We start from the raw sequence: 21,032 nt of genomic DNA on the forward strand, positions 1-21,032 counted from the left end.
GACGCACGCGGACCAGCGCCACAGGAGGGATCCACAACATGACACAGTACGTCGGTGCGATAGACCAGGGGACGACCGGGACTCGATTCATGGTGTTCGACCATGAGGGCCAGGTCGTCGCGAACGCCTACGAACAGCACGAACAGATCTACCCGAACCCGGGCTGGGTCGAACACGACCCGATCGAGATCTGGGAGAACACCCAAGAAGTCGTCCTCGACGGGCTCGCCGAGGCCGGGCTCGACGCCGATCAGCTCGAGGCCATCGGCATCACCAATCAGCGCGAGACGACCATCGTCTGGGACAAAGACTCCGGACGGCCGGTCCACAACGCGCTGGTGTGGCAGGACCGTCGGACGACCGACCGCGTCGAGGAGCTACAAGAGGACGAGAAGGTCGAGGAGATCCGCGAGAAGACCGGCCTCGAGGCCGACGCGTACTTCTCGGCGACCAAGACCGAGTGGATCCTCGACAACGCGGAGCCGCTCAAGATGCAGAGCTCGCGCGGCGGCGACCTCCGCGACCGCGCTCGCGCAGGCGAACTCGTGATGGGCACCATCGACTCGTGGCTCATCTACAACCTGACGGGCAACCACATCACGGACGTCACGAACGCCTCCCGGACGATGCTGTACAACATCCGGGAACTGGAGTGGGACGACGAGCTCTTAGACGAGTTCGACGTGCCCAAGGAGATGGTGCCCGAGGTACGCCCCTCCTCCGACGAGGACTACTACGGCCACACGGACGCCGACGGCTTCCTCGGCGAGGAGGTCCCGGTTGCCGGCGCGCTCGGTGACCAGCAGGCCGCGCTGTTCGGCCAGACCTGCTTCGACGAGGGCGACGCGAAGAACACCTACGGCACCGGCTCGTTCTACCTGATGAACACCGGGACCGACGCCGTCGAGTCCGACCACGGACTGCTGACGACGATCGGGTTCCAGATGTCCGGCGAGCCCGTCCAGTACGCGCTCGAAGGGTCCATCTTCATCACCGGCGCCGCCATCGAGTGGCTCGAGGACGTCGACCTGATCAACAACGCGGCACAGACCGCGGAGCTGGCGCGCTCGGTCGACTCGACTGACGGCGTCTACATGGTCCCGGCGTTCACGGGACTCGGCGCGCCGCACTGGGACGGCCGCGCACGCGGGACCATCGTCGGGATGACCCGCGGCACGAGCAAGGAGCACATCGTCCGGGCGACGCTCGAATCGATCGCCTACCAGACCCGCGACATCGCTGAGGCCATGGAGGCCGACTCCGGCGTGGAGACCACGACGCTCCGCGTCGACGGCGGCGCGGTGAAGAACAACTTCCTCTGTCAGCTCCAGTCCGACATCATCCAGACCGACATCGCGCGGCCCGAGGTCGACGAGACCACCGCGCTCGGCTCGGCGTACGCCGCCGGGCTCGCGGTCGGCTACTGGGACAACGTCGACGAGCTGCGCGACAACTGGCAGATCGACCGCGAGTTCACGCCCGAGAAGGACCAGGCCGATGTCGACAAACTCTACGGCCGCTGGGACGACGCGGTCGAGCGCTCGAAGAACTGGGCGATCGACGAGGAGGACGAATAGATGAGCGTCGAACTGCTGCCGGAACTGGCCGTCGCGGCCGACACCGTGCTACAGGTCGGCTACGACCCGGGCGCGCCGACCGACGTGATCCAGAGCCTGACCAATCCAGCGATCCTTCTCGGGGCGCTCGCGGGCGGCGCCTTCGGGGCGGCGCTCGGCGCCCTGCCGGCGTTCATCTTCACGGGCTTCCTCGTGATCGGCGGGTCGCTCGGCGGCGGTGGATTCGGCGTGGACGTCGGGTTCGGTCCCGTCTTCGGCCCGCATATCTCCTTCGCGGGGGGTGTCGCGGCCGCCGGTTACGCTGCCAACAAGGGCTATATGGAGTCCGGATTCGACTACCACAACGCGAAGGACATCGGCTTCGCGCTGGGGAGCAAACCCGACATCCTCGCCGTGGGGGCCGTCTTCGGCGTCTTCGGCGTCCTCATCGAGCAGCTCTCCCGGCAGCTGGCGATCCCGGTCGACCCGATCCCGGTGAGCATCGTCATCAGCGCCCTCGTCGTTCGGGCGGTGTTCGGATACAGCATCGTCGGCAAGGTGAGCGACAAGGCGAACGGCTACTTCGACATGGGGCCGTTCGAGCGCGAGCAGATGCGCGAGCCCGGCGAAGTGGTGGGCGACGGCGGCAAGGCCAGCGAGGACCGCCTCGCCGTCGAGCCGTGGCTGCCGAACATGTACAAGTGGTCGCACGTCGCGGCGATCGGCTTCTTCGCCGGTCTCGCCTCGGCCGTCATCACGTACAACATGATCACCGGCGGGCACGGCCTCATCGCCGTGTTCGCCGGCTTCGGGATCAGTGCCGGGTCGCTGCTGTTCCTGAACCTCGGCGTCGACCGGATCCCGGTCACCCACCACATGACGCTGGCGGGGTCGACCGCCTTCCTCTCCGTGTGGCAGGGAGGCATCACGACGCTCACGGACCTCTCGGCGGCCGACCTGACCGCGCCGCTGGCGTTCGGCGCCGCGCCCGCGCTGCTGTTCGGCGCGCTGTTCGGCGTGTTCGCCGCGGTCGTCGGTGAGGCGTCGCAGCGCGTGTTCTACGCGCACTCCGACACGCACTTCGACCCGCCGGCGGCCGCCATCGTGGTCTGGTCGCTGACGCTCGGCCTGCTCGTCATCGCCGGACTGCTCAACTGGGCCGTCTGGATCCCCGGCACGGGGATCTAACGCGTCCTCACTTTCGGCAGGGGTCTTTTATTATGGCACATCGCTCATCCGCGGTCGGTCGGAATCGCCCGGACAGCGACCGGTGTCTCGGTGACGGCGCCCCGGTGCGACCGTCAGTCCGGGAGCAACGCGGAGAAGGCGAGGAACGCGCCGGCGGCGACCGCGGACGCGGCGACGGCGACCGTCGTCACCTCGACGCCGAGGTACCGGGCGATCAGGGCGAGCGCGCCCGCCAGAACGAGCGCGACTCCGACCGCGCCGTGGTGGTAGCGCCCCGCGGTCGGCTGGTCGGCGACCGCCGCCGAGTCGCGGTCGACGAAGATCCGGGCGCCCCACCACACCGAGCCGAACCGGGCGCCGATCCCGATCGCGGCGGCGGCGATCGAGACGAACTCGATGTCGCCGACGGTGAACATGCCGGCACCGAACGCGGCCACGGTCGTCAGGACGGCGACAACTTTGCTCCGGTCGTCGACCGTGTGGAGCGCCTCCACGCCCGGGTCGTTCGACATACCAGTCGTAGTTCGCCCGACGCTGGTATAGGTTTCCATCGGGCGAGTCCCGCGCTCGCTCCCGCGACCGCGGTCGGCGCCGTCGAGGGCGCGCGTCCGGTGAGCCCTCGCCGCGGAGCGAACGTAGGGTATTTAATCACCGCGCCGAGGAGGTGGTGGTATGTTGGACCGGCTCGGGCTCGACCGGCGGGATCGGCGGAACCTCCTCGTCGTGATGGCAGTCGTCGCGGCCGTGACGGCGGTGGTCTCGGCGGGAACGATCTCCGTTCGGCTCGTCGTCGGCGTGATAGCCGGCCTCATCAGCGGAGTCGTCTTTGTCGTCTCCACGGCGCTCATCAACCGATACAAACCCGAACACTGGTAACGGGCCGGTCGGCGCGCCGAACCCGCCCGACCGCGCCGCCGCGCGCGCTCCGCGAGTCGCGACAGTTTTGTTCGGCGATCACGGAGGGGGGCCCGTGAACATCGACGACCGGATCGAGCGACGGCTCGGCTACGACGCGGGCATGAGCGTTCTCGCCGACTTCGAGGCCGTCTCCCCGGTCACCCACGTCGACTCGCCGGTCGGCCGCGGCCCGGCTATCGAGCGCCTGCTCGACGTGTTCGAGCCCGCGTTCTCCGGGTCGCTCCCGCCGAGCGTCTACGTGTACGGCCCGAAGGGGAGCGGGAAGTCCGCCGTCGTCTCCTCGCTGTTCGACCGGCTCGCGGCGCACAGCGGCCCCCGTCGGGCCATCCAGACGACGACGCGGGCGGTCGAACCGACGATCCCCGGGTTCGTCTACGTCGACGCCCGGCGGGCGTCGACCCGCTTCCGACTGTACCACGCGATGCTGGCCGCCATGAGCGACGACTCCGTTCCCGACCACGGGATCGGGACCGAGGAGCTGGCCGCCTCCCTGCGCGACGCGATGCGCACCGGTCCGGACCTCGTCGTCGCTGTCGACCACGCGAACGAGGCCGAGACGCCGACGGCGGCGACGCTGATCGACTGGCTGAACGACGTGGGCGAGCGGCTCGTCCCCGCGTTCCTCGGCCGCGATCCGCCGGACGCGATCGGCTGGGAGCCGGAGACGACCGTCGAGTTCGCGAAGTACCGCCGACACGTGCTCGTCGAGCTGCTGACGAGCCGGTGCTCGACGGGGCTCGGCCGAGACGCGCTCAGCCACGACCAGATCCGCGAGGTCGTCGAGTGGGCCGCGGGCGACGCCCACGACGCCCTCGCCGCCGTGATGGGCGCGGCGGTCAACGCGGAGCGGTCGGGGGCGTCGACGATCCGATCCGGCGACGTCGACGCCGGCGTCGACGGCGTTCCCCGGCCCTGCGTGGCGCTGGGGCGCGTGCTCGCGCTCCCCGAGAGCCGCCAGCGGCTCCTCTACGAGCTCGCCGGGCTCTCCGAGGACGAGCGCTCGACCGTCGGCGTGGCGACGGAGACCATCGCGGCGCGCTCGGGCGTCGACCTCTCGGCGTCGACGGTCAGGCGCGTGCTCTACGAGCTGGCCGACGCCGGCCTGCTCGAACGAGTCACCGTCCGCGAGACCGACGGTAAGGGCCGACCGCCGAGCCGGCTCGTCCCGCTGTTCCCGACGGTCGTCTTCAGCGAGCTGTTCGACCGTCGCACCCGCTCCGGGTAGGCGCCGCGCGGGCGGCCGCCGTCCGGTCCGCCCTGCCTCCGTTCGAACGGAAGACAGTTGTCGCCGTGCCGCCGACCCGATGGTATGGTTCCGCCCCTCGCGCTCGACATCGACGGTACGCTGACGACGCCGAGCGGCCGGATCGATCCGCGAGTCTTCGAGTTGTTGCCCGGGTGGGACGCGCCGGTCGTGTTCGCCACCGGCAAGGCGTTCCCGTACCCGGTGGCGCTCGCGCACTTCCTCGGCCGCGAGGAGACCGTGATCGCGGAGAACGGCGGCGTCGCGTACGTCGGCGGCGAGACGACGCTCGTCGGCGACCCGGACGCGGCGTGGGCCGTCGTCGAGGCGTTCCGCGAGCGCGGCGGAGCGATCGGCTGGGGCGACGGCGACACGGTGAACCGCTGGCGCGAGACGGAGGTCGCGCTCGGACCCGACGTCGACGCGGGGCTGCTCCGCGAGGTCGCCGCGGCCGCGGGCGACGACGTGGAGATCGTCGACACCGGCTACGCCTACCACGTGAAGTCGGTGGGGGTCAGCAAGGGTCGCGCGCTCCGCGTCGTCGCCGAGGCGCTCGGCGTCGACCCCGCCGCGTTCGTCGCGATCGGCGACAGCGAGAACGACGCGTCGACGTTCGGCGTCGCCGGCGAGTCGTACGCGGTCGCCAACGCCGACGCCGCCGCCCGCAATGCCGCCGACGAGGTGGTGGACGACGGGTACATGAACGGGACGGTCTCGGTGCTCGAACGGCTGCGCGAGCGCGACGAGTAGTCCGTATCCGACGGCGGAGCGCGTCCGCTCTGCTCAGCTCGTCCCGGCGACTCCGGGGGACGCGTACGGGTCATCAGTTCGATTCGGGGGTATCGCCCTCGGGGTCGGTCTCCGCTCACGCGTCCGTCATGGCCGCGAGTTCGCGGAGCGAGTCGATTTCGTGGGTGGGCGCGACGGAGAGGGTCGTGTCCCGGCAATGTGGCCGTCGGACGAACGCCGAGTCCAGCCCGGCCCGGTGGGCCGCTCTCACGTCGCTCTCGCTGTCGCCGACGTAGAGCGCCGACTCGGCGCCGAGCTCCGCGAGCGCCCGGTCGAGATAGTGCGTGTTCGGCTTCTTCAGGTCCAGGCTCTCGACACTCTTCTCTCGGCCGTGATAGGTGTCGAACGCGTGCCGCAGGCCGAAGAAGTCCAACACGAACGCGACCGTGCTGTGGTGGTTGTTGCTCACGACGCCGCGGGGTCGATCGAGGTTCGTGACGCTCCGAACGTCGTCGTAGAGCGCCCGTGACCCCGACTCGAACTTCTCGAACTGAGACCGTTCGTCGAGCCGCTCTCGGGCTCGCCAGAACGCCTCCACGTCCACATCGTAGACCGCGCACATCTCACGCAGTCTCTCGACGGTCGTCCCGCGTACGACGTCGTCGACGTGCGCTTGGTCCGGGTCCCGGACGCCTACCGCTTCGAACGCTTCCCGCGTCGCTTCGACCGCCGTCTCGTGGGCCGGCGGCTCGACCAAGACGCCGTCGTTGTCGAAGAGAACCGCGTCGTATCCGGTCACGTCTCCGTGTTTCCCGAAATTCGGATTAGTCGTTTCGGTGTCCCGGTTCGACCGGCCACACGGCGGCCGCGTCGAGAGGGTGGCGTCGTCGGCCAGCGACCGCTGCGATCACTCCTCACCGTACGGATACCGCGCCGTCGACCCGCATTCCGTACACCGGACGACCACGCGCCCGGGTCGCGTCCGGACGCGGCTCGTCTTGCCGGGGCGGAGGTAGACGGCGCAGTCGTCGCAGGCGCGCCGTGAGAGCTCGGCGGGAACGCCGCAGCGGTTGCGCTCGGCGATCCGGCGGGCGCGGGCGACGTACTCGCGGGCGCGGTCGTACTCGTCGTCGACGACGGCCTCGCGAGCGAGCGCGAACAGCCGCTCGATCCGCTCCGCCGGGATGCCCATGTCACCGAGGGCGGCGCGCGGCGCCAAAGAGGTTGTTATCCGGGTCGGGCGGGGCGGCCGCCCGGACCGTGCCGACGCTCCGGACGCGGGGCGCCGGCCGGGACCCGCACGCTTTTTTATCGGTCCGACCTAACCGAGCGATATGAAAGAATCCCTGATGGACGTGATCTGCTGTCCGCTCGACAAGGCGACTCTCGAACTCGACGTCGACGACGCGGACGACGAGGAGGTCCTCGCCGGGACGCTCACCTGTACGGAGTGCGGCGAGACGTACCCCATCGAAGACGGGATCCCGAACCTCCTCCCGCCGGACATGCGCGAGGAGGCGGCTGCGTAGGGGGTTCCGCTCCGGAGCGGCGGGAGCGGATCCGCCCCGAGGCGCCGACCGCGGCGACGGCCTCCGGCGGTCGACGCCGCCGCCCGAACTCCTCGCTCGTGTGAATCTTTTTTTAGTGCGGGGTCGTGGTTCCACCCGTGCCGACACTCGACGTCGAACTGAACGGGGAGGCGGTCCACGACATCGACGCGCCGGACTCGTTCGTCACCGACGGGCCGTTCCCGGTCGTGCTCGAGAACAGCGGCCGCTCGACGCACGTCCACCTTCACTTCGACGACGAGCTGGACCGGGTGGCGACGCTCGACGAGGGGAACCACTTCGTCGCCGACGAGGCCACCCGTCACGTCCACGTGTCGACCGCCGACGTCGACGAGCGGGTCCGCGGCAAGCTGAAGATCGTCACCGGCTACGGGTCGAACACGCGCTACGTCGACGTGCGGGTCGATCCGTCGCCCGACTCCCCGAGCGAGCCCGTCGCCGTCGACGAGACGCTCTCCGCCCCCCCGGAGCAGACCCCGGAGGTGCCGCCCGGGCAGCGCGCGGTGAACGCGCTCGACCGACTCGTTCGGCGCGGCGGGGTCGCGGGCGCGGCGTTCGGGCTGATCGCGGTCGTCGCCGCGGTGGGAGTCGCGCTCGCCGCCGACAGCGCCGTCGTCTGGCTCGCGGTGGGGGTCGCGCTGATGACCGCGTTCGGCGCGGTGCTGCTCGCGGTGACGTGAGGCGACGCGGGTCGCCGTCCCGCCCGTTCCCCCGCGCGCGGTCCGCGTCCTCTCAGTCGGGATCCGCGCGCTTTTAACCGTCCCGGCGGAACGAAACGCCATGAGCTTCGAGAAGGAAGACGAGGTCGTGTTCCACGACAAACACAGCGAGTACGACGGCGAGTCGGGCACGATCACGCAGGTGATGGAGACCATGTTCGGCGACGCGACGTACACGGTCAGCTTCGAGGACGGCCAGGAGACGGGCGTCCCCGAGGACGCGCTCGACGCCGTCGAGAGCGAGGAGTAACGCCGCCCCCACCCGTCCCGCATGCCGAAAGTCCCCTTCCACTACGTCGACCTCCGCGCGTTCTCGTACGCCACCGAAGACGTCAAACGGGTCGAGCAGGCGCTGTACTCCCTCCTCCCCGACGAGGTCGAACTCGACCGCGTCGAGAACGTGGGGCACCACGGGGACCGCATCGTCGTGCTCTCGGCGCGGGTCGAGCGGGCCGACGAGATGCGACACGTGTTAGACCGGCTCGCAGAGCTGGAGGACCTCGACCGCGTCCTCGACGAGCTCGACGAGCGGGTCGACGACAACTGCGCGCTGTTCCTCCGCCTCGACAAACAGGCGGCGTTCCGCGACGAGGTCCGCCTCGGCCCGGGTCTCACCGTCCGCACGAAGGTCGAGGCGTACCCGGCGAAGAAGGAGAAGGCGGTCGCGAACGCCCGCGAGACGCTCTCGCGGCTGGCCGACGACGACTGACAGACTACTGCTCGGCGACAACTGATCGACGACGGCCGCGCGATCGAGCCGCGCTCTCCCGGTCGCGTGCCCCGGCCGCACCCGCGGCGTGACTTTTTCACCCGTCCCGTCGATGTCACGTCATGACCGATCCGTTCGTGGTCGTCGGCGCCGACGCGGCTGGATTGAGCGCGGCCAGCAAGTTCCGTCGCGAGGCGCCCGACCGAGAGGTCGTCGTCTTCGAGAAGGGTCGCTGGATCTCGTACGCCTACTGCGGGATGCCGTACTTCATCGCCCGCTACGTCGACCGCATGTCGGACCTCCTGTCGCTGTCGCCGAGCGAGGTCGACGAGCGGGGGATCGACCTCCGACGCGGCCGCGAGGTGGTCGCCGTCGACCCCGACGCGAAGCGCGTCACGGTCGAGACGGCCGACGGTGATCGAGTCGAGCAGGCGTACGGCGACCTCCTCGTCGCCACCGGCGCGCGCGCCGACTCCGGCCCCTTCGACGTGCGCGGCCTCGACGGCGCGTTCACGCTTCACGACATGGACACGGCGGCCGCCATCGACGCGTACGTCGCGGACCCCGACGACTACGACTCGGACCGCGTCGACGTGAGCGCGGTCGACCGCGACCGCGTCGAGCGCAACGCGGCGATGCCGGCCCCCGAGACCGCCGCGGTCGTCGGCGGCGGGTACGTCGGCGTCGAGGTCGCCGAGGCGCTCTCGGAGCGCGGGGTCGACGTCCGCGTCTTCCACCGGTCCGGGCACCTCCTCTCGCCGTTCGGCGAGGCGGTCGGGAACCGCGTCGAAACCGCGCTCGAGGCCGAGGGCGTCAGCGTTCGCACCGACGCCCCGGTCGAGGCGCTCGTCGGCGACGAGCGGATCGAGGCGATCGACGTCGGCGGCGACCGCGTTCCGGTCGACATGGCCGTCGTCGGGGTCGGGATTCGACCGAACACCGAACTGCTCGACGGCACCGGGGTCGACCTCGGACCGGGCGGCGCGGTCCGGGTGGACGACCACGGCCGGACTAGCCTCCCGGACGTGTACGCGGCGGGCGACTGCGCGACCGCGCGCCACGCGGTGACGGGCGAGCCCGACTGGATGCCCCTCGGACTCACCGCGAACCGCGCCGGTCGCGCGATCGGTGCGACGGTCGCGGGGGATCCCGCGCCGGTCGGGGACATCGCGGGCACGGCGGCGGTGAAGGCGTTCGACACCGAGGGGGCCCGGGTCGGGATCCTCGACCCCGAGGCGGCCGAGGCGGCTGGGTTCGACCCGGTCAGCGAGACGGTGACCGCGGGGTCGCGCTCCGGCTACTACCCCGGTGCGGCCGAGACCGAGGTGACGCTCGTCGCCGACCGCGACACGAGGCGACTCCTCGGCGGGAGCGTCGTCGGCACCGACCGCGCGGCGATCCGGATCGACACGCTCGCGACCGCGATCGAGGCGGACATGACCGTTCCCGAGGTAGAGCGCCTCGACCTCGCGTACGCGCCGCCGTTCAGTCCGGTGTGGGACCCGATACTGGTCGCCGCGAAGGTGTTGAACGGAAAAATCGAGGACTGAACGGCGGCGACGGCGGTGCGGCCCGGACGAAGTCGCTCACTCCCGTATCCGACCGACGAGGAACCCGACCACCGCCGCCGCGAAGCCGACCGCGACCGCAGCGGCGGCGGCGAGCGCGAGCGGCGCGGTGACCGCCGAGAGGGGCGGGCCGCCGAGGCCGCCCGGGACCGCGTACGGCGTCGGTCCGAGCCCCCGCAGCAGGGTCCCTGCGAAGGGCCCGTACGCGAGGAGGGCCGTCGGGAGGGCGCCGCCTCCGGTCGCGGCGAACGCGACCGCGCCGACCGCCGCCACCGCGGCGAGGACGCCGGTGGTCGCCGGGGCGCCGACGCCGACCGCCGCCGTCGCGTCGAAGGCGACGTACGACAGCGCGAGCCCGACCGCGCTCCACACCGTCGCTCGCTCGAAGCCCGTCTCGCCGAGCGCGATCCGCCGGAGCGCCGCGCGACCGGAAGCGGCACCATCGGCCCCGCCCGCGTCGCCCTCGGTCGCGTTCGCGTCGGTCATTCCGGTCGCGTCGCCCCCCGCCCCTCGCGGTCCGGGGTGAGGTTGCCGTGTTCGTCTATCTCGCCTGCGACGATCCGCGTCGAGGAGATGCGCTCGCCGTCCTCGGCCGCGACGTGGTCGACGACGACCAAGTCGAGGGGATCGCGCCCGCGCTCGCGACGGATATCGTTGATCCGCTCGCCGCCCGCCTTCGTCTCGGGGGAGACGATCAGCGCGTCGAACTCCGGCTCGACCGCGATGCCGGTCGGCTCCGTCAGCTCGCGGACCTCGTAGTCGCGCCCGTGCGACTCGGCCAGCGGCGCCAACTCCGCTTCGAGGTCGCGCTCGCGCCGGTCGAACGGGCGGACGTACCGGTCGACGTGGCGGGTCTCCGGCGCCAGCTCGTCGGAGGTGAGACCGACGGTGACGTCACCCAGCTCGAACGCCCGCTCGAACAGCTTGCGGTGGCCGTCGTGAACGGGGTCGAACGTACCTCCCAGCGCGACGTTCATGCCTCTCCGTTGCGCGGGTCAAACTTAAAACGTCCCGAACCGCGTCCCGGCCCGGTGAAGTCGGGCGGCGGGGCCGAGTCGTCGACCGGCTCAGTTCTCCGTCTCGTCGTCCGTTCCGTCGCCCTCCGCGCCGTCGTCGGCTTCGCTCACGCTGGCGTCGCCGCCCTCGTCCCCGCCGTCGCCCTCGGCGTCGACGGATATCTGGACGGGTTCGGTGTCGCCGTCGGGCGACTCGCCGCCGAGCCGCCGGTCGAGATTGAAGACGGCGTTCAGCTCCGCCTGAACGTCGCCGACGACGCCGCGGACCAGCTCGCTCGGCGCGATGGCCTCGTACTCGTAGGGGTTGTTGCCCGCCCCCTCCGCCTTTCGCTTGCCGCGCTCGACGGTCCCCTCGTCGTGGAGTTCGGCGAGCGCCTCGCGGACGGTGCTGGGGTAGAGGCCGGTCCCGTCCGCGACCTCGTCGCTCGTGCTGTGGGGGTTATCGCGCAGGTAGACGTAGATGCGCGCCCGAGTCTCGGTGTCGAGCAGCCACGCGAGCAGGTCGACGACGTTGTCGTCGAACCCCTTCACCGCCTGGTCGGCGCCCTCGCTGAGCCGCTCTTTCGTCTTCCGAAGCTCCTCCCGCGTCCGGTCCGTCGGCGACTCCTCCGGGTCGTCGACCGGCTCGGCGGCTGTGTCGTCCGTGGTCATATCCGAAACAGGGGCCCACGCGGGCAAAAGGGTTTCTCGTCGCTTTCGTTCCGACGAAACGCTTCGACGCCGATCGTCCTGAGCGTCGTCAGGGTCTCACGAGGAGGTCCGAACACAGCGCGTCCACGCCCGACTCCTCGCGGATCCGGCGCTGGCGCGCGGCGCCGCTCTCCGCCTCGTACACCTCGCGGATCCCCGAAATCCCGAGTCGGTCGCACTCGGCGTCGACGACCTCGCCGAGCGCGGTCGTTTCCTCGCCGTCGCGGTCGACGAACGCGGCGTCGTGGCCGTGACGGATCGCGCGCCACTTGTTCTCGTCGAGGAGTTCGCGGCGCAGGGAGCGGGGCGACTCACCGTCCTCGTACCGCTCGGCGTAGTCGACGACCAGCGCACGGACGTACTCCGCGAGCGCGAGGGTGATCGCCGGGTCGCGTTGTACATCGGGCGCGCGGACCTCCACGGTCCCGTGCCCGGTGTGGGGGCGCACGTCGAACCACAGCTCGCCGCGGTCCGCGATGGACTCCGTCTCGACCATCCGGCGCTCGTACCGCTGGAAGGCGTCGAAGTCCTCGAAGGCGGAGGGGATCCCGGTGTTCGGGAGGTTCTCGAACACCTTGGCGCGGGCCGAGGCGAGCCCGGTGTCGAACCCGTTCCAGAACGGGGAGTTGGCCGACAGCGCGAGCAGCACCGGGCAGTGCCACCGTAGCCGGTTCGCGACCCAGACCGCCTTGTCCGCGTCGTCGACGCCGACGTGGACGTGGAGCCCCGCGGTCACGTTGCGGTGCTGGGGATACTGGATGCGGTCCAGCTGCGCCTGATACCGCGGCTTCTGGACGTGGTCGAGCTCGCGCCACTTCGCTGTCGGGTGGAGCCCCGCGGCCGCGATCTGGTAGCCGTCGGCGGCGGCGTGGTCGACGAGCGCCTCGCGGACCGTCGCGAGCGCCTCGGCGGGGTCGTCACCCTCCTCGATCGTTTCGGTCTGGGCCTCTATCGTACACTCGAACAGCTCGTGGTCGAACCCCTCCGGCACCGCCGCGGGCGGGTCGCGACCGTACACGAGGTCGTCGGTCCCGGACGTCGGGCGGCCCTCGGCATCGACGATGTAGAACTCCTCCTCGATGCCGAGCGTCCCCATCCGGGAGAACGCGTCCCGTGAACCGAGTTCCATTACCGCTCCGTACCGGTCGCTCGCTCTTATAAGGATTGGAAGGCGGAAGGCGCGGCGCCGTCGCTCTCCGACGAGCGCTCGGGCAGGTGAATCGAGTGGGAAGATAGAATCGGCCGAACCGCACTCCGCGCGTCGAAAACGAGTCGGCGGCGCGCGTTCGCGCGCTGGGGGCTGCGACGCTCGGTCCCGCGTCCCGTTCAGCCGAGGACGTACCGGAGCGCCGGGACCTTCTCGACGAGCGCCTGCCCGCCGACCTGAATCTGCTCGATGTAGGCGTCGAGGCCGAGGACACGGCCCGCGCCGAACGCGGCCACGGTGAGGAACACCATCGCGTACACCAGCGTCGAGTCGAACAGTGCGAGGAAGTCGCCGCTCCACCCGCCGAGGTAGAACAGCGTCATCTGTATCGCCCCGCCCAGCGCGGCCAGGCGGACGAACGCGCCGAGGATCAGCGCCGTGCCGATCAGCAGCTGCGTCGCGGGCACGAACACGTTCGCGAACTCGACGAACCACGGCGTCGACCCCATCGCGGCGTACAGGCCGCTGACCGGGCTCGCCGCGTCGGGCGCGTGGACGAGGTAGCCGCTGGCGTCGAACGGCCACTCCGAGACCTTTCCGAGGCCCGCGAACAGGATCATCCCGCCGATGGTCGCCCGCAGCAGGACGATGAACAGCGCCGACAGCGAGTGCGCCTTCCCCAGTAACGTGATTCCGCCGAACTCGCCGCCGAACTCGTTTGTGGTCTTCGTGGACATTGTGTCTCTCCTCACTTGCGAATACGCCGGACGAGTATATAAACCGGAAAGCGGGTTCCCCTTCGCCGAGACGAATTCGACCTGGCCCCCTATCTGTCGGGTCTTTAAATACAATCCCCGAACTTCATCGGATCGGACCGCTTCTCCGGGCTCACCACGCCTCGCCGCTGGCGAGGTCGACCTCGGCGTCCCCCTTCTCTGAGGGACAGATGTCGGCGAGCACGCAGTCGGCGCAGTCGGGGTTGATCGCGGTACAGGTCGCGCGCCCGTGGTCGATCATGAGGTGAGTGAACTGCTGCCAGTCGCTCTCGGGGACGACGTCCAGCAGGTCCTGTTCGATCGCCTCTGGCCGTTCCTCCTCGGTGACCCCCAGCCGCCGCGTGAGCCGCTGGACGTGGGTGTCGACGACGATCCCCTCGACCACGTCGTGGCCGTGCTGGAGGACGACGTTCGCGGTCTTGCGACCCACGCCCGCGAGGTCCGTCAGCTCGGACATCGTGTCCGGCACTTCGCCGTCGTGCTCCTCCGCGATGTCCGCGCACGCGGAGCGGATGTACTTCGCCTTGTTGTTGTAGTAGGTGATCGAGTTGATCGCCTCGGCCATCTCCTCTTGGGGCGCGTTCGCGTACTCCTCGGGCGTCTCGTACGTCTCGAACAGGTCTGCGCACACCTTGTTCACGCGCTCGTCCGTACACTGCGCGGAGAGGATCACCGCGATGAGCAGCTCCAGCCGATTCGAGTAGTTGAGCGAGATTGTCGAGTCAGGGTACTCCTCGTACAGCCGGTCGAGGACCTCGGCGACCTGCTCCTCACGCGGATCGAGTGGCGTTCCCATACGAATCCCTCCGTCCGGGCGACATTGAACGATCCGACTGTGCGCCCCGCCGCGACGGATCGGCACGCTGCCCGCCCCGCCGAGTAGTAAGACAGTTACCACGCGGCGCGCTGGTGAGCGTATGGACGTACTCGACGTCGCGGCCCGCGCGACAGAGACCGGGCCGGTGTGCGACGCCTGCCTCGGCCGGCTCGTCGCCGACCGGAGCTTCGGGTTGTCGAACGCCGACCGGGGCTCGGCGCTCCGCGTGTCGCTGGCGTTGCGCGACGACGAGGACCACGAAGCGGTCGACACCGCGGACTGCTGGGTGTGCGAGGGTCGCTGCGCCGCGTTCGACGACTGGGCCGACCGCGCCGCCGAGGCGGTCGAGGGCGTCGAGTTCGCCACCTACAACGTCGGCACGCGCCCGCCACCGCTGATCGAGGAGAACGAGGCGCTGCTCCGCGCCGACGCCGGCCTCGACGAGGACGCGGGCGAGCCGTTCAAGTCGGAGTTCAACCGCGAGGTCGGCAAGCGGTTCGGGCGGCTCACGGGCGTCGAGGTCTCCTTCGACCGCCCCGACGTCCAGTTCACGATCGACTTGGCCGAAGACGAGATCGACGCGAAGGTGAACTCCACGTTCGTCTACGGCCGCTACAGGAAACTGGAGCGGGACATCCCCCAGACCGAGTGGCCCTGTCGCGAGTGTAAGGGCTCCGGGCGGCAAGGGGCCGACCCCTGCGACCACTGCGGCGGCTCCGGCTACCTGTACGACGACAGCGTCGAGGAGTACACCGCGCCGGTCGTCGAGGACGTGATGGACGGGACGGAGGCGACGTTCCACGGCGCGGGCCGCGAGGACGTCGACGCGCTCATGCTCGGCACCGGCCGCCCGTTCGTGGTCGAAGTGGAGGAGCCGCGCCGTCGCCGGGTCGACACCGACCGCCTCCAGTCGGACATCAACGCCTTCGCCGACGGCGCGGTCGAGGTGGAGGGGCTCCGCCTCGCGACCTACGAGATGGTCGAGCGCGTCAAGGAGCACGACGCCGCGAAGCGGTACCGCGCCGCGGTGACGTTCGACGCCGACGTGGACGCCGACGCCCTCGCGGACGCGGTCGCCACGCTAGAGGGGGCGACCGTCGAGCAGTACACGCCGAACCGGGTCGACCACCGCCGCGCGAGCATCACGCGCGAGCGCGACGTGTACGAAGCGACGGCCGACCTCGACGACGCGCGTCACGCGACCGTCGAGATCCGCGGCGAGGGGGGCCTCTACATCAAGGAGCTGATCTCCGGCGACGAGGGCCGGACCGAGCCGAGCCTCGCGGGCCTGCTCGGCGTCGGCGCCGAGGTGACCGCGCTCGACGTCCTCGCGGTGGAGGGCGAAGACGAGCCGTTCGAGCGCGACGAGTTCTTCCGGGAGTAGCGCGCTCCGAGGCCCGGCCGATGCCGTCGCATCTCGTCCGGTCCGGTCGATCCGATCCGGCGCCGCCCGCTCCGGTCGGAGGCCCCGACGCACCGTACCGAGCCGGCCGCGGACGCGGAATCAACGGGATTTATCTGACGAGCGTCAGACGTTCGAATATGAACGGGAGCGACGCCGACGGCGGAAACGCCCGAGAGGGTGGCACCCGAAACGGCGCCCCCGGCGGCGAGTCGAACGGTTCGACCGCGGCCGGCGACGCCGGTCGCGCGGGCTCGCCCGCGGTGGGCGACCCCGTGATCCGCCCCGCCGTCGACGACGCGGGGGCGGTTCCGACCGCCGCCGACGTATCGCTGAACGGTGCCGACCGCGCGGAGCGACCCGACCGGGTCTCTTCGGTCCTCGTCGCCGTCGGGGCCGGGCCGCACTCCGGAGCCACCGTCGACGTCGCCCGGGAGATCGCGGACGCCACGGACGCGTGGCTCGAACTGTTCCACGTCGTGCCCTCCGACGCGGCGCTCGCCGACGCGGCACCCGACGACGACGCCTCCGGGACCGTCGCCCCCGCCGGCGCGGCCGACCCCGACTACGCCGCGGCGGGGGAACGACTCCTCGACGGGGCCGAGGACCGGCTCACCGGGTTCGACCGCGCCGACCGGTGGCTCGTCGAGGACCGGACCGCGGCGGGCGCGGTCGTCGAGCAGTCCGCGTACTACGACCTGGTCGTCGTGGGCGCGCCGACGACGGGTACTGTCGGCCGGTTCGTGTTCGGCTCCACGACCGACACGGTCGTCGGCGACGCCGAGGTCCCCGTCGTCGTCGTCGAGGCCGACGGGTCGACCGCCCTCGACGCGGAGTAGGCGCCGACCGCCGTCGTTGCTACGACAAAGGCCCGTTTTCGCCGTTCTCGGCCCCGTTGACTGCGTGTTACCGTCTCACGTCTCGGCGACAGCGTTAAAACAGTGTACATACTTGTACATCATAACGCGGAATACTACATCGGTGGACACAATGAATCTCAACGACACGGTCGAGCGCGTGACGGACGGGGAGGATCTGACCGTAGAGGAGGCGCGCGAGGCCGCGCGGCTCGTCTTCGAGGAGGCGACGGAGGCCCAGATCGGGGCGCTGCTCGCCGCGCTCCGGGCGAAGGGCGAGACCGAGGCCGAGATCGCCGGGTTCGCGCAGGGGATGCGCGACGCGGCGCGCACGATCGAGCCCGACCGCGAGCCGCTCGTCGACACCTGCGGCACCGGCGGCGACGACCACGACACGATCAACGTGTCGACGACCGCCGCCGTCGTCGCCGCTGGCGCGGGCGTCCCGATCGCCAAGCACGGCAACTACTCGGTCTCCTCCTCCTCGGGCAGCGCGGACGTGCTGGAGGTCGCGGGGGCCGACGTCGAGGCGGAGCCGCCAGCCGTCGAGGCGGCGATCGAGGACGACGGGATCGGCTTCATGCTCGCGCCCGTCTTCCACCCGGCGATGAAGGCCGTCATCGGTCCGCGCAAGGAACTGGGGATGCGGACGATCTTCAACGTCCTCGGCCCGCTCACCAATCCCGCCGGCGCCGACGCGCAGGTGCTCGGCGTGTACGACCCCGACCTCGTCCCCGTCATCGCGCGGTCGCTGGCGCACATGCCCGTCGAGCGCGCGCTCGTCGTCCACGGCGCGGGCATGGATGAGATCGGAATCCATTCCGAGACGGTCGCGGCCGAGGTCGACGGCGAGGACGTGACGGAGTTCACGATCGAGCCCGCCGACCTCGGGCTCGACCGCGCCCCGATCGAGGCGGTCGCCGGCGGGACGCCCGCGGAGAACGCCGCGGACCTGCGTGGGATCGTCGACGGCTCGGTCACCGGTCCGAAGCGCGACCTGATCCTCGCGAACGCGGGCGCGGCCGTCTACGTCGCTGGCGAGGCCGAGACCCTCGCCGCGGGCGTCGAGCGCGCCGCGGAGGCGATCGACTCCGGCGCGGCCGCCGAGAAGTTCGCGGCCCTCTGCGACGGCGACGAGGCGCCCCCGGCTGACGCGGGGACGAGCGGAGCGGCGGACGGCGCGACGACCGCGGAGGACGACGACTGATGGCGCGGGTGAAGATCTGCGGGATCACGCGCGAGGCCGACCTCCGCGCCGCGGTCGACGCGGGGGCCGACGCGGTGGGCGTGATCACGGAGGTGCCGGTCGACTCGCCGCGCGAGGTCGACCCCGCCGAGGCGGCGGAGCTGCTCGCGGACGTGCCCGCGTTCGTCACCGCGACGCTCGTGACGATGCCCGAGTCCGCCGAGCGCGCGGTCGAGCTCGCCCGCACGACCGCGCCCGACGCGATCCAGCTCCACGGCGAGTGGACCGTTGACGAGCTCCGCTACATCCGCGCGGAGACGGAGCGCAAGGTGCTGCTCACGGTCGACGCCGACGACCCGGCCCGCGCCGAGGAGTTCGACGGCGCGGTCGACGCCTTCGTCGTCGACTCCACGGACGACTCGGGCGCGGGCGGCACCGGCGAGACGCACGACTGGCGCGCGACCGGCGAGCTCGCCGAGCGACTCACCACGCCCGTCGTGCTCGCTGGCGGGCTCACGGCAGACACCGTCGCCGAGGCGGTCCGCGTCGCCGACCCGTTCGCGGTCGACGTGGCGTCGGGCGTCGAGATCGAGGGCGGCCGGAAGGACCACAACGCGGTGGCCCGCTTCGTCGCCAACGCGGGCCGGGAGATGGAGCTGGCATGAGCGACGCGGCCCCCTCGCTCGACCGCTCGAAGGCCGAGTTCGTCGATCTGGCCGCCGATGCCGAGAAGCCGGTCGTCGTCCGCGCGTCCGCGTCGCTCGACGCCGACGTGACCCCGCTCGGCGCGTACGCGACCCTCGTCGGCGAGGGGCCGTACGGGTTCCTCCTGGAGTCCGGCGAGAAGGTCGCCTCCAGCGACCCTGACGGCGCGTTCACGAACGGCGGGAAGGCGGACCGGCACGCCCGCTACTCGTTCGTCGGCTACGACCCGGAGGCGGTCGTCTCCGTCCACCCGGATCGCACGGAGGTGACCGAGCTCGGCCCGGCGGCCGAGTTCCTCGGCGACGGGCTCGACGGCGACGCGGGGGCCGCGACGACCGTGCCCGGCCTCGGCCCGGACGAAGGCGACGCGGTCGACCGCGTCCGCGCCGCGTTCCCCGACGTGGCCCTGCGCGGCTTCCCCGACACCGACCGCCAGATCCTCTCGGGCGGGTTCGTCGGCTTCCTCGCGTACGAGGCGGTCTACGACCTCTGGTTAGAGGAGGTCGGTGTCGACCGCCCCGAGACCGAGTTCCCGGACGCGGAGTTCGCCCTCACGACCCGGACCGTCGTGTTCGACGAGCGGGAGGGCGGCGCCGAACTCGTGTTCACCCCGGTGATCGGCGTCGACGACGACCCGGCCGCGGTGTACGACGACCTCCTCGCGGAGGCCGAGCGCGTCGCCGCCGAACTGCGAGAGGCCGCCCCGCCAGACCCCGACGGCGTGCGCGTCCGCGAGGAGTCCGCGGACCCGCGCGGGGAGTACGAGGAGGCCGTCCGCACGGCCAAGCGACACGTCCTCGACGGCGACATCTACCAGGGCGTGATCTCGCGCAGCCGCGAACTCCGCGGCGAGGTGGACTCGCTCGGCCTGTACGCGGCGCTGCGCGACGTGAACCCCTCGCCGTACATGTACGTGCTGCGCCACGACGACCGGAGCGTCGTCGGCGCGAGCCCCGAGACGCTCGTCTCCGTCCAGGGCGACCGCGTCGTCTCGAACCCGATCGCGGGGACCTGTCCGCGCGGGACCAGCCCGGTCGAGGACCGCCGGCTCGCGGGCGAGATGCTCGCCGACGGGAAGGAGCGCGCCGAGCACACGATGCTCGTCGACCTCGCGCGCAACGACGTGCGGCGCGTCTCGGAGCCCGGCTCCGTCCGGGTCGAGGAGTTCATGAACGTGCTGAAGTACAGTCACGTCCAGCACATCGAGTCGACCGTGACCGGGACGCTCGCGGCCGACGCCGACGCGTTCGACGCGACGCGCGCGACGTTCCCCGCGGGCACGCTCACCGGCGCGCCGAAGGTGCGCGCGATGGAGATCATCGACGACTTAGAGACGACGCCGCGGGAGGCGTACGGCGGCGGCGTCGGCTACTACTCGTGGACCGGCGACGCCGACTTCGCGATCGTGATCCGGACCGCGACGCTCGACGAGTCGGGCGACGAGTCGGTCGTGGGCGTCCGGGCGGGCGCGGGGCTCGTCGCCGACTCCGACCCGGCCGCGGAGTACGAGGAGACAGAACAGAAAATGGACGGCGTGTTGACCGCGATCGACCGGATCCGCGAGGACGCAGCCGACGAGGGCGGCAACGCCGACCGGGAGCCCGGCGACGCCGACCCGATCGCCACCGGCTCGGAGGCGGAGCGATGAAGGTCGTCGTCGTCGACAACTTCGACTCGTTTACCTACAACCTCGTCGAGTACGTCTCCGACCAGACGATCGACGGCGAGCCGGTCGGCGTCGAGGTGTTCAAGAACACCGCGTCGCTCGCCGAGGTCGAGGCCGCGGATCCGGACGCGGTGATCCTCAGTCCCGGGCCGGGCCACCCGAAGAACGACCGCGACGTGGGCGTGACGATGCCGGTGTTGCGCGACCTCTCGCCGACGGTGCCGACGCTGGGCGTGTGCCTCGGTCTGGAGGCCGCCGTGTACGAGTACGGCGGGACCGTCGGGCACGCGCCGGAACCGGTTCACGGCAAGGCGTTCCCCGTCGACCACGACGGCGAGGGCGTGTTCCGCGGGCTCGACCAGGGGTTCCGGGGCGGCCGCTACCACTCGCTCGCGGCGACCGAGGTCACCGACGCGTTCGCGGTGACGGCCACCACGGACCACGACGGCGAGTCGATCGTGATGGGGATCCGTCACCGCGAACACCCGATCGAGGCGGTCCAGTTCCACCCGGAGAGCGTGTTGACCGGGTCGGGCCACGACCTCGTCCGGAACTTCCTCACTTCGGTCTGA

At 71.0% G+C, this 21,032-nt stretch carries 25 protein-coding genes; 16 read left to right on the forward strand and 9 right to left on the reverse strand.

Translation table 11 applies throughout. From position 1 onward, the window contains the following. The first annotated feature begins 38 nt into the window (after nt 1-38). Both glpK and EXE51_RS00230 read left to right on the forward strand, forming a co-directional pair. The gene (gene glpK, locus EXE51_RS00225) at nt 39-1,577 is read left to right on the forward strand and encodes a glycerol kinase GlpK (RefSeq protein ID WP_049929837.1); all 1,539 of its coding nucleotides are present in this window, start codon (nt 39-41) and stop codon (nt 1,575-1,577) included. Next, entirely contained in the window at nt 1,578-2,744 is a 1,167-nt protein-coding gene (locus EXE51_RS00230) for a hypothetical protein (RefSeq protein ID WP_080508546.1), read from the forward strand. Between the two features lie 113 nt (nt 2,745-2,857). Here EXE51_RS00230 and EXE51_RS00235 read toward each other — a convergent pair whose 3' ends face one another. Continuing rightward, nucleotides 2,858-3,256 carry a hypothetical protein gene (locus EXE51_RS00235; RefSeq protein WP_049929835.1) on the reverse strand — a complete coding sequence of 133 codons (399 nt, stop codon included), beginning with the start codon at nt 3,254-3,256 and terminating at the stop codon, nt 2,858-2,860. A gap of 160 nt (nt 3,257-3,416) precedes the next feature. Between EXE51_RS00235 and EXE51_RS00240 the strand changes: the two genes are divergently transcribed. The 3 genes from EXE51_RS00240 to EXE51_RS00250 all read left to right on the forward strand — a co-directional run bounded on the left by EXE51_RS00240 (nt 3,417) and on the right by EXE51_RS00250 (nt 5,655). Continuing rightward, nucleotides 3,417-3,620 (forward strand): hypothetical protein, encoded by a 204-nt coding sequence (locus EXE51_RS00240; protein ID WP_049929833.1) that lies wholly within the window; start codon nt 3,417-3,419, stop codon nt 3,618-3,620. Between the two features lie 94 nt (nt 3,621-3,714). Continuing rightward, nucleotides 3,715-4,887, forward strand: a complete 1,173-nt coding sequence (locus EXE51_RS00245) for a Cdc6/Cdc18 family protein (protein ID WP_049929831.1) — start codon at nt 3,715-3,717, stop codon at nt 4,885-4,887. A gap of 84 nt (nt 4,888-4,971) precedes the next feature. Then, entirely contained in the window at nt 4,972-5,655 is a 684-nt protein-coding gene (locus EXE51_RS00250; protein WP_094582996.1) for an HAD-IIB family hydrolase, read from the forward strand. A 115-nt stretch (nt 5,656-5,770) separates the two neighbouring features. Here the strand turns inward: EXE51_RS00250 and EXE51_RS00255 are convergent, their stop codons facing one another. Together EXE51_RS00255 and EXE51_RS00260 are read right to left on the reverse strand one after the other, a co-directional pair. Continuing rightward, a complete protein-coding gene (locus tag EXE51_RS00255; RefSeq protein WP_137691832.1) occupies nt 5,771-6,433 on the reverse strand; it encodes an HAD family hydrolase in 663 nt (220 codons plus the stop codon). A 108-nt stretch (nt 6,434-6,541) separates the two neighbouring features. Next, complete coding sequence (locus tag EXE51_RS00260) at nt 6,542-6,826, reverse strand: ribonuclease P protein component 4 (RefSeq protein WP_049929827.1); 285 nt, start codon at nt 6,824-6,826, stop codon at nt 6,542-6,544. Between the two features lie 142 nt (nt 6,827-6,968). On the opposite strand from EXE51_RS00260, the gene EXE51_RS00265 reads away from it, so the two are divergent. The 5 genes from EXE51_RS00265 to EXE51_RS00285 all read left to right on the forward strand — a co-directional run bounded on the left by EXE51_RS00265 (nt 6,969) and on the right by EXE51_RS00285 (nt 10,180). Beyond that, the gene (locus EXE51_RS00265) at nt 6,969-7,163 is read left to right on the forward strand and encodes a methytransferase partner Trm112 (protein WP_004596226.1); all 195 of its coding nucleotides are present in this window, start codon (nt 6,969-6,971) and stop codon (nt 7,161-7,163) included. Nucleotides 7,164-7,300: 137 nt separating this feature from the next. After that, nucleotides 7,301-7,882, forward strand: coding sequence for a hypothetical protein (locus tag EXE51_RS00270; RefSeq protein ID WP_176454919.1), 582 nt, complete (start codon nt 7,301-7,303; stop codon nt 7,880-7,882). A 100-nt stretch (nt 7,883-7,982) separates the two neighbouring features. Continuing rightward, complete coding sequence (locus EXE51_RS00275; protein ID WP_137691833.1) at nt 7,983-8,171, forward strand: DUF1918 domain-containing protein; 189 nt, start codon at nt 7,983-7,985, stop codon at nt 8,169-8,171. A gap of 21 nt (nt 8,172-8,192) precedes the next feature. Further along, nucleotides 8,193-8,630, forward strand: a complete 438-nt coding sequence (locus tag EXE51_RS00280; protein ID WP_086219220.1) for an RNA-binding protein — start codon at nt 8,193-8,195, stop codon at nt 8,628-8,630. A 122-nt stretch (nt 8,631-8,752) separates the two neighbouring features. Continuing rightward, complete coding sequence (locus EXE51_RS00285) at nt 8,753-10,180, forward strand: FAD-dependent oxidoreductase (RefSeq protein WP_137691834.1); 1,428 nt, start codon at nt 8,753-8,755, stop codon at nt 10,178-10,180. Nucleotides 10,181-10,216: 36 nt separating this feature from the next. Here EXE51_RS00285 and EXE51_RS00290 read toward each other — a convergent pair whose 3' ends face one another. The 6 genes from EXE51_RS00290 to nth form a co-directional block, all read right to left on the reverse strand. Further along, complete coding sequence (locus tag EXE51_RS00290; RefSeq protein WP_137690320.1) at nt 10,217-10,684, reverse strand: hypothetical protein; 468 nt, start codon at nt 10,682-10,684, stop codon at nt 10,217-10,219. Continuing rightward, a complete protein-coding gene (locus tag EXE51_RS00295; RefSeq protein WP_094579638.1) occupies nt 10,681-11,175 on the reverse strand; it encodes a phosphopantetheine adenylyltransferase in 495 nt (164 codons plus the stop codon). The genes EXE51_RS00290 and EXE51_RS00295 overlap by 4 nt, the downstream gene beginning before the upstream one ends. 90 nt (nt 11,176-11,265) lie before the next feature. Continuing rightward, nucleotides 11,266-11,865, reverse strand: coding sequence for a winged helix-turn-helix domain-containing protein (locus tag EXE51_RS00300; protein ID WP_137691835.1), 600 nt, complete (start codon nt 11,863-11,865; stop codon nt 11,266-11,268). 88 nt (nt 11,866-11,953) lie between these two features. Further along, nucleotides 11,954-13,033 carry a glutamate--cysteine ligase gene (locus tag EXE51_RS00305; protein WP_094579636.1) on the reverse strand — a complete coding sequence of 360 codons (1,080 nt, stop codon included), beginning with the start codon at nt 13,031-13,033 and terminating at the stop codon, nt 11,954-11,956. A gap of 197 nt (nt 13,034-13,230) precedes the next feature. Next, nucleotides 13,231-13,788: a DoxX family protein gene (locus tag EXE51_RS00310; RefSeq protein ID WP_049929816.1), complete on the reverse strand. Its 558-nt coding sequence runs from the start codon at nt 13,786-13,788 to the stop codon at nt 13,231-13,233. A gap of 151 nt (nt 13,789-13,939) precedes the next feature. Beyond that, entirely contained in the window at nt 13,940-14,623 is a 684-nt protein-coding gene (nth, locus tag EXE51_RS00315) for an endonuclease III (RefSeq protein WP_049929815.1), read from the reverse strand. A gap of 121 nt (nt 14,624-14,744) precedes the next feature. Between nth and EXE51_RS00320 the strand changes: the two genes are divergently transcribed. The 6 genes from EXE51_RS00320 to trpG all read left to right on the forward strand — a co-directional run bounded on the left by EXE51_RS00320 (nt 14,745) and on the right by trpG (nt 21,032). Then, nucleotides 14,745-16,028 (forward strand): tRNA pseudouridine(54/55) synthase Pus10, encoded by a 1,284-nt coding sequence (locus tag EXE51_RS00320; protein WP_086219375.1) that lies wholly within the window; start codon nt 14,745-14,747, stop codon nt 16,026-16,028. 158 nt (nt 16,029-16,186) lie between these two features. Next, a complete protein-coding gene (locus EXE51_RS00325) occupies nt 16,187-16,885 on the forward strand; it encodes a universal stress protein (RefSeq protein WP_137691836.1) in 699 nt (232 codons plus the stop codon). 151 nt (nt 16,886-17,036) lie between these two features. Further along, a complete protein-coding gene (gene trpD, locus EXE51_RS00330; protein WP_049929811.1) occupies nt 17,037-18,110 on the forward strand; it encodes an anthranilate phosphoribosyltransferase in 1,074 nt (357 codons plus the stop codon). After that, on the forward strand, nt 18,110-18,754 hold the full coding sequence (locus tag EXE51_RS00335; protein WP_086219377.1) for a phosphoribosylanthranilate isomerase: 645 nt from the start codon (nt 18,110-18,112) through the stop codon (nt 18,752-18,754). Before trpD ends, EXE51_RS00335 begins: the two co-directional genes overlap by 1 nt. After that, entirely contained in the window at nt 18,751-20,442 is a 1,692-nt protein-coding gene (trpE, locus tag EXE51_RS00340; RefSeq protein ID WP_094519523.1) for an anthranilate synthase component I, read from the forward strand. Before EXE51_RS00335 ends, trpE begins: the two co-directional genes overlap by 4 nt. After that, nucleotides 20,439-21,032 (forward strand): anthranilate synthase component II, encoded by a 594-nt coding sequence (gene trpG, locus EXE51_RS00345; RefSeq protein WP_137691837.1) that lies wholly within the window; start codon nt 20,439-20,441, stop codon nt 21,030-21,032. Before trpE ends, trpG begins: the two co-directional genes overlap by 4 nt.

This window comes from Halorubrum sp. CGM5_25_10-8B (assembly GCF_005435095.1).
GTDB classification, from domain to species: Archaea; Halobacteriota; Halobacteria; order Halobacteriales; family Haloferacaceae; genus Halorubrum; species Halorubrum ezzemoulense.

Excerpts from the sequence above, each read along its gene's own strand:
- glpK (WP_049929837.1), top strand. The coding sequence starts at position 39 with ATGACACAGTACGTCGGTGCGATAGACCAGGGGACGACCGGGACTCGA.
- EXE51_RS00230 (WP_080508546.1), top strand. The coding sequence starts at position 1,578 with ATGAGCGTCGAACTGCTGCCGGAACTGGCCGTCGCGGCCGACACCGTG.
- EXE51_RS00235 (WP_049929835.1), bottom strand. The coding sequence starts at position 3,256 with ATGTCGAACGACCCGGGCGTGGAGGCGCTCCACACGGTCGACGACCGG.
- EXE51_RS00240 (WP_049929833.1), top strand. The coding sequence starts at position 3,417 with ATGTTGGACCGGCTCGGGCTCGACCGGCGGGATCGGCGGAACCTCCTC.
- EXE51_RS00250 (WP_094582996.1), top strand. The coding sequence starts at position 4,972 with ATGGTTCCGCCCCTCGCGCTCGACATCGACGGTACGCTGACGACGCCG.
- EXE51_RS00260 (WP_049929827.1), bottom strand. The coding sequence starts at position 6,826 with ATGGGCATCCCGGCGGAGCGGATCGAGCGGCTGTTCGCGCTCGCTCGC.
- EXE51_RS00265 (WP_004596226.1), top strand. The coding sequence starts at position 6,969 with ATGAAAGAATCCCTGATGGACGTGATCTGCTGTCCGCTCGACAAGGCG.
- EXE51_RS00275 (WP_137691833.1), top strand. The coding sequence starts at position 7,983 with ATGAGCTTCGAGAAGGAAGACGAGGTCGTGTTCCACGACAAACACAGC.
- EXE51_RS00280 (WP_086219220.1), top strand. The coding sequence starts at position 8,193 with ATGCCGAAAGTCCCCTTCCACTACGTCGACCTCCGCGCGTTCTCGTAC.
- EXE51_RS00285 (WP_137691834.1), top strand. The coding sequence starts at position 8,753 with ATGACCGATCCGTTCGTGGTCGTCGGCGCCGACGCGGCTGGATTGAGC.
- EXE51_RS00290 (WP_137690320.1), bottom strand. The coding sequence starts at position 10,684 with ATGACCGACGCGAACGCGACCGAGGGCGACGCGGGCGGGGCCGATGGT.
- EXE51_RS00295 (WP_094579638.1), bottom strand. The coding sequence starts at position 11,175 with ATGAACGTCGCGCTGGGAGGTACGTTCGACCCCGTTCACGACGGCCAC.
- EXE51_RS00300 (WP_137691835.1), bottom strand. The coding sequence starts at position 11,865 with ATGACCACGGACGACACAGCCGCCGAGCCGGTCGACGACCCGGAGGAG.
- EXE51_RS00305 (WP_094579636.1), bottom strand. The coding sequence starts at position 13,033 with ATGGAACTCGGTTCACGGGACGCGTTCTCCCGGATGGGGACGCTCGGC.
- EXE51_RS00310 (WP_049929816.1), bottom strand. The coding sequence starts at position 13,788 with ATGTCCACGAAGACCACAAACGAGTTCGGCGGCGAGTTCGGCGGAATC.
- nth (WP_049929815.1), bottom strand. The coding sequence starts at position 14,623 with ATGGGAACGCCACTCGATCCGCGTGAGGAGCAGGTCGCCGAGGTCCTC.
- EXE51_RS00320 (WP_086219375.1), top strand. The coding sequence starts at position 14,745 with ATGGACGTACTCGACGTCGCGGCCCGCGCGACAGAGACCGGGCCGGTG.
- EXE51_RS00325 (WP_137691836.1), top strand. The coding sequence starts at position 16,187 with ATGAACGGGAGCGACGCCGACGGCGGAAACGCCCGAGAGGGTGGCACC.
- trpD (WP_049929811.1), top strand. The coding sequence starts at position 17,037 with ATGAATCTCAACGACACGGTCGAGCGCGTGACGGACGGGGAGGATCTG.
- EXE51_RS00335 (WP_086219377.1), top strand. The coding sequence starts at position 18,110 with ATGGCGCGGGTGAAGATCTGCGGGATCACGCGCGAGGCCGACCTCCGC.
- trpE (WP_094519523.1), top strand. The coding sequence starts at position 18,751 with ATGAGCGACGCGGCCCCCTCGCTCGACCGCTCGAAGGCCGAGTTCGTC.
- trpG (WP_137691837.1), top strand. The coding sequence starts at position 20,439 with ATGAAGGTCGTCGTCGTCGACAACTTCGACTCGTTTACCTACAACCTC.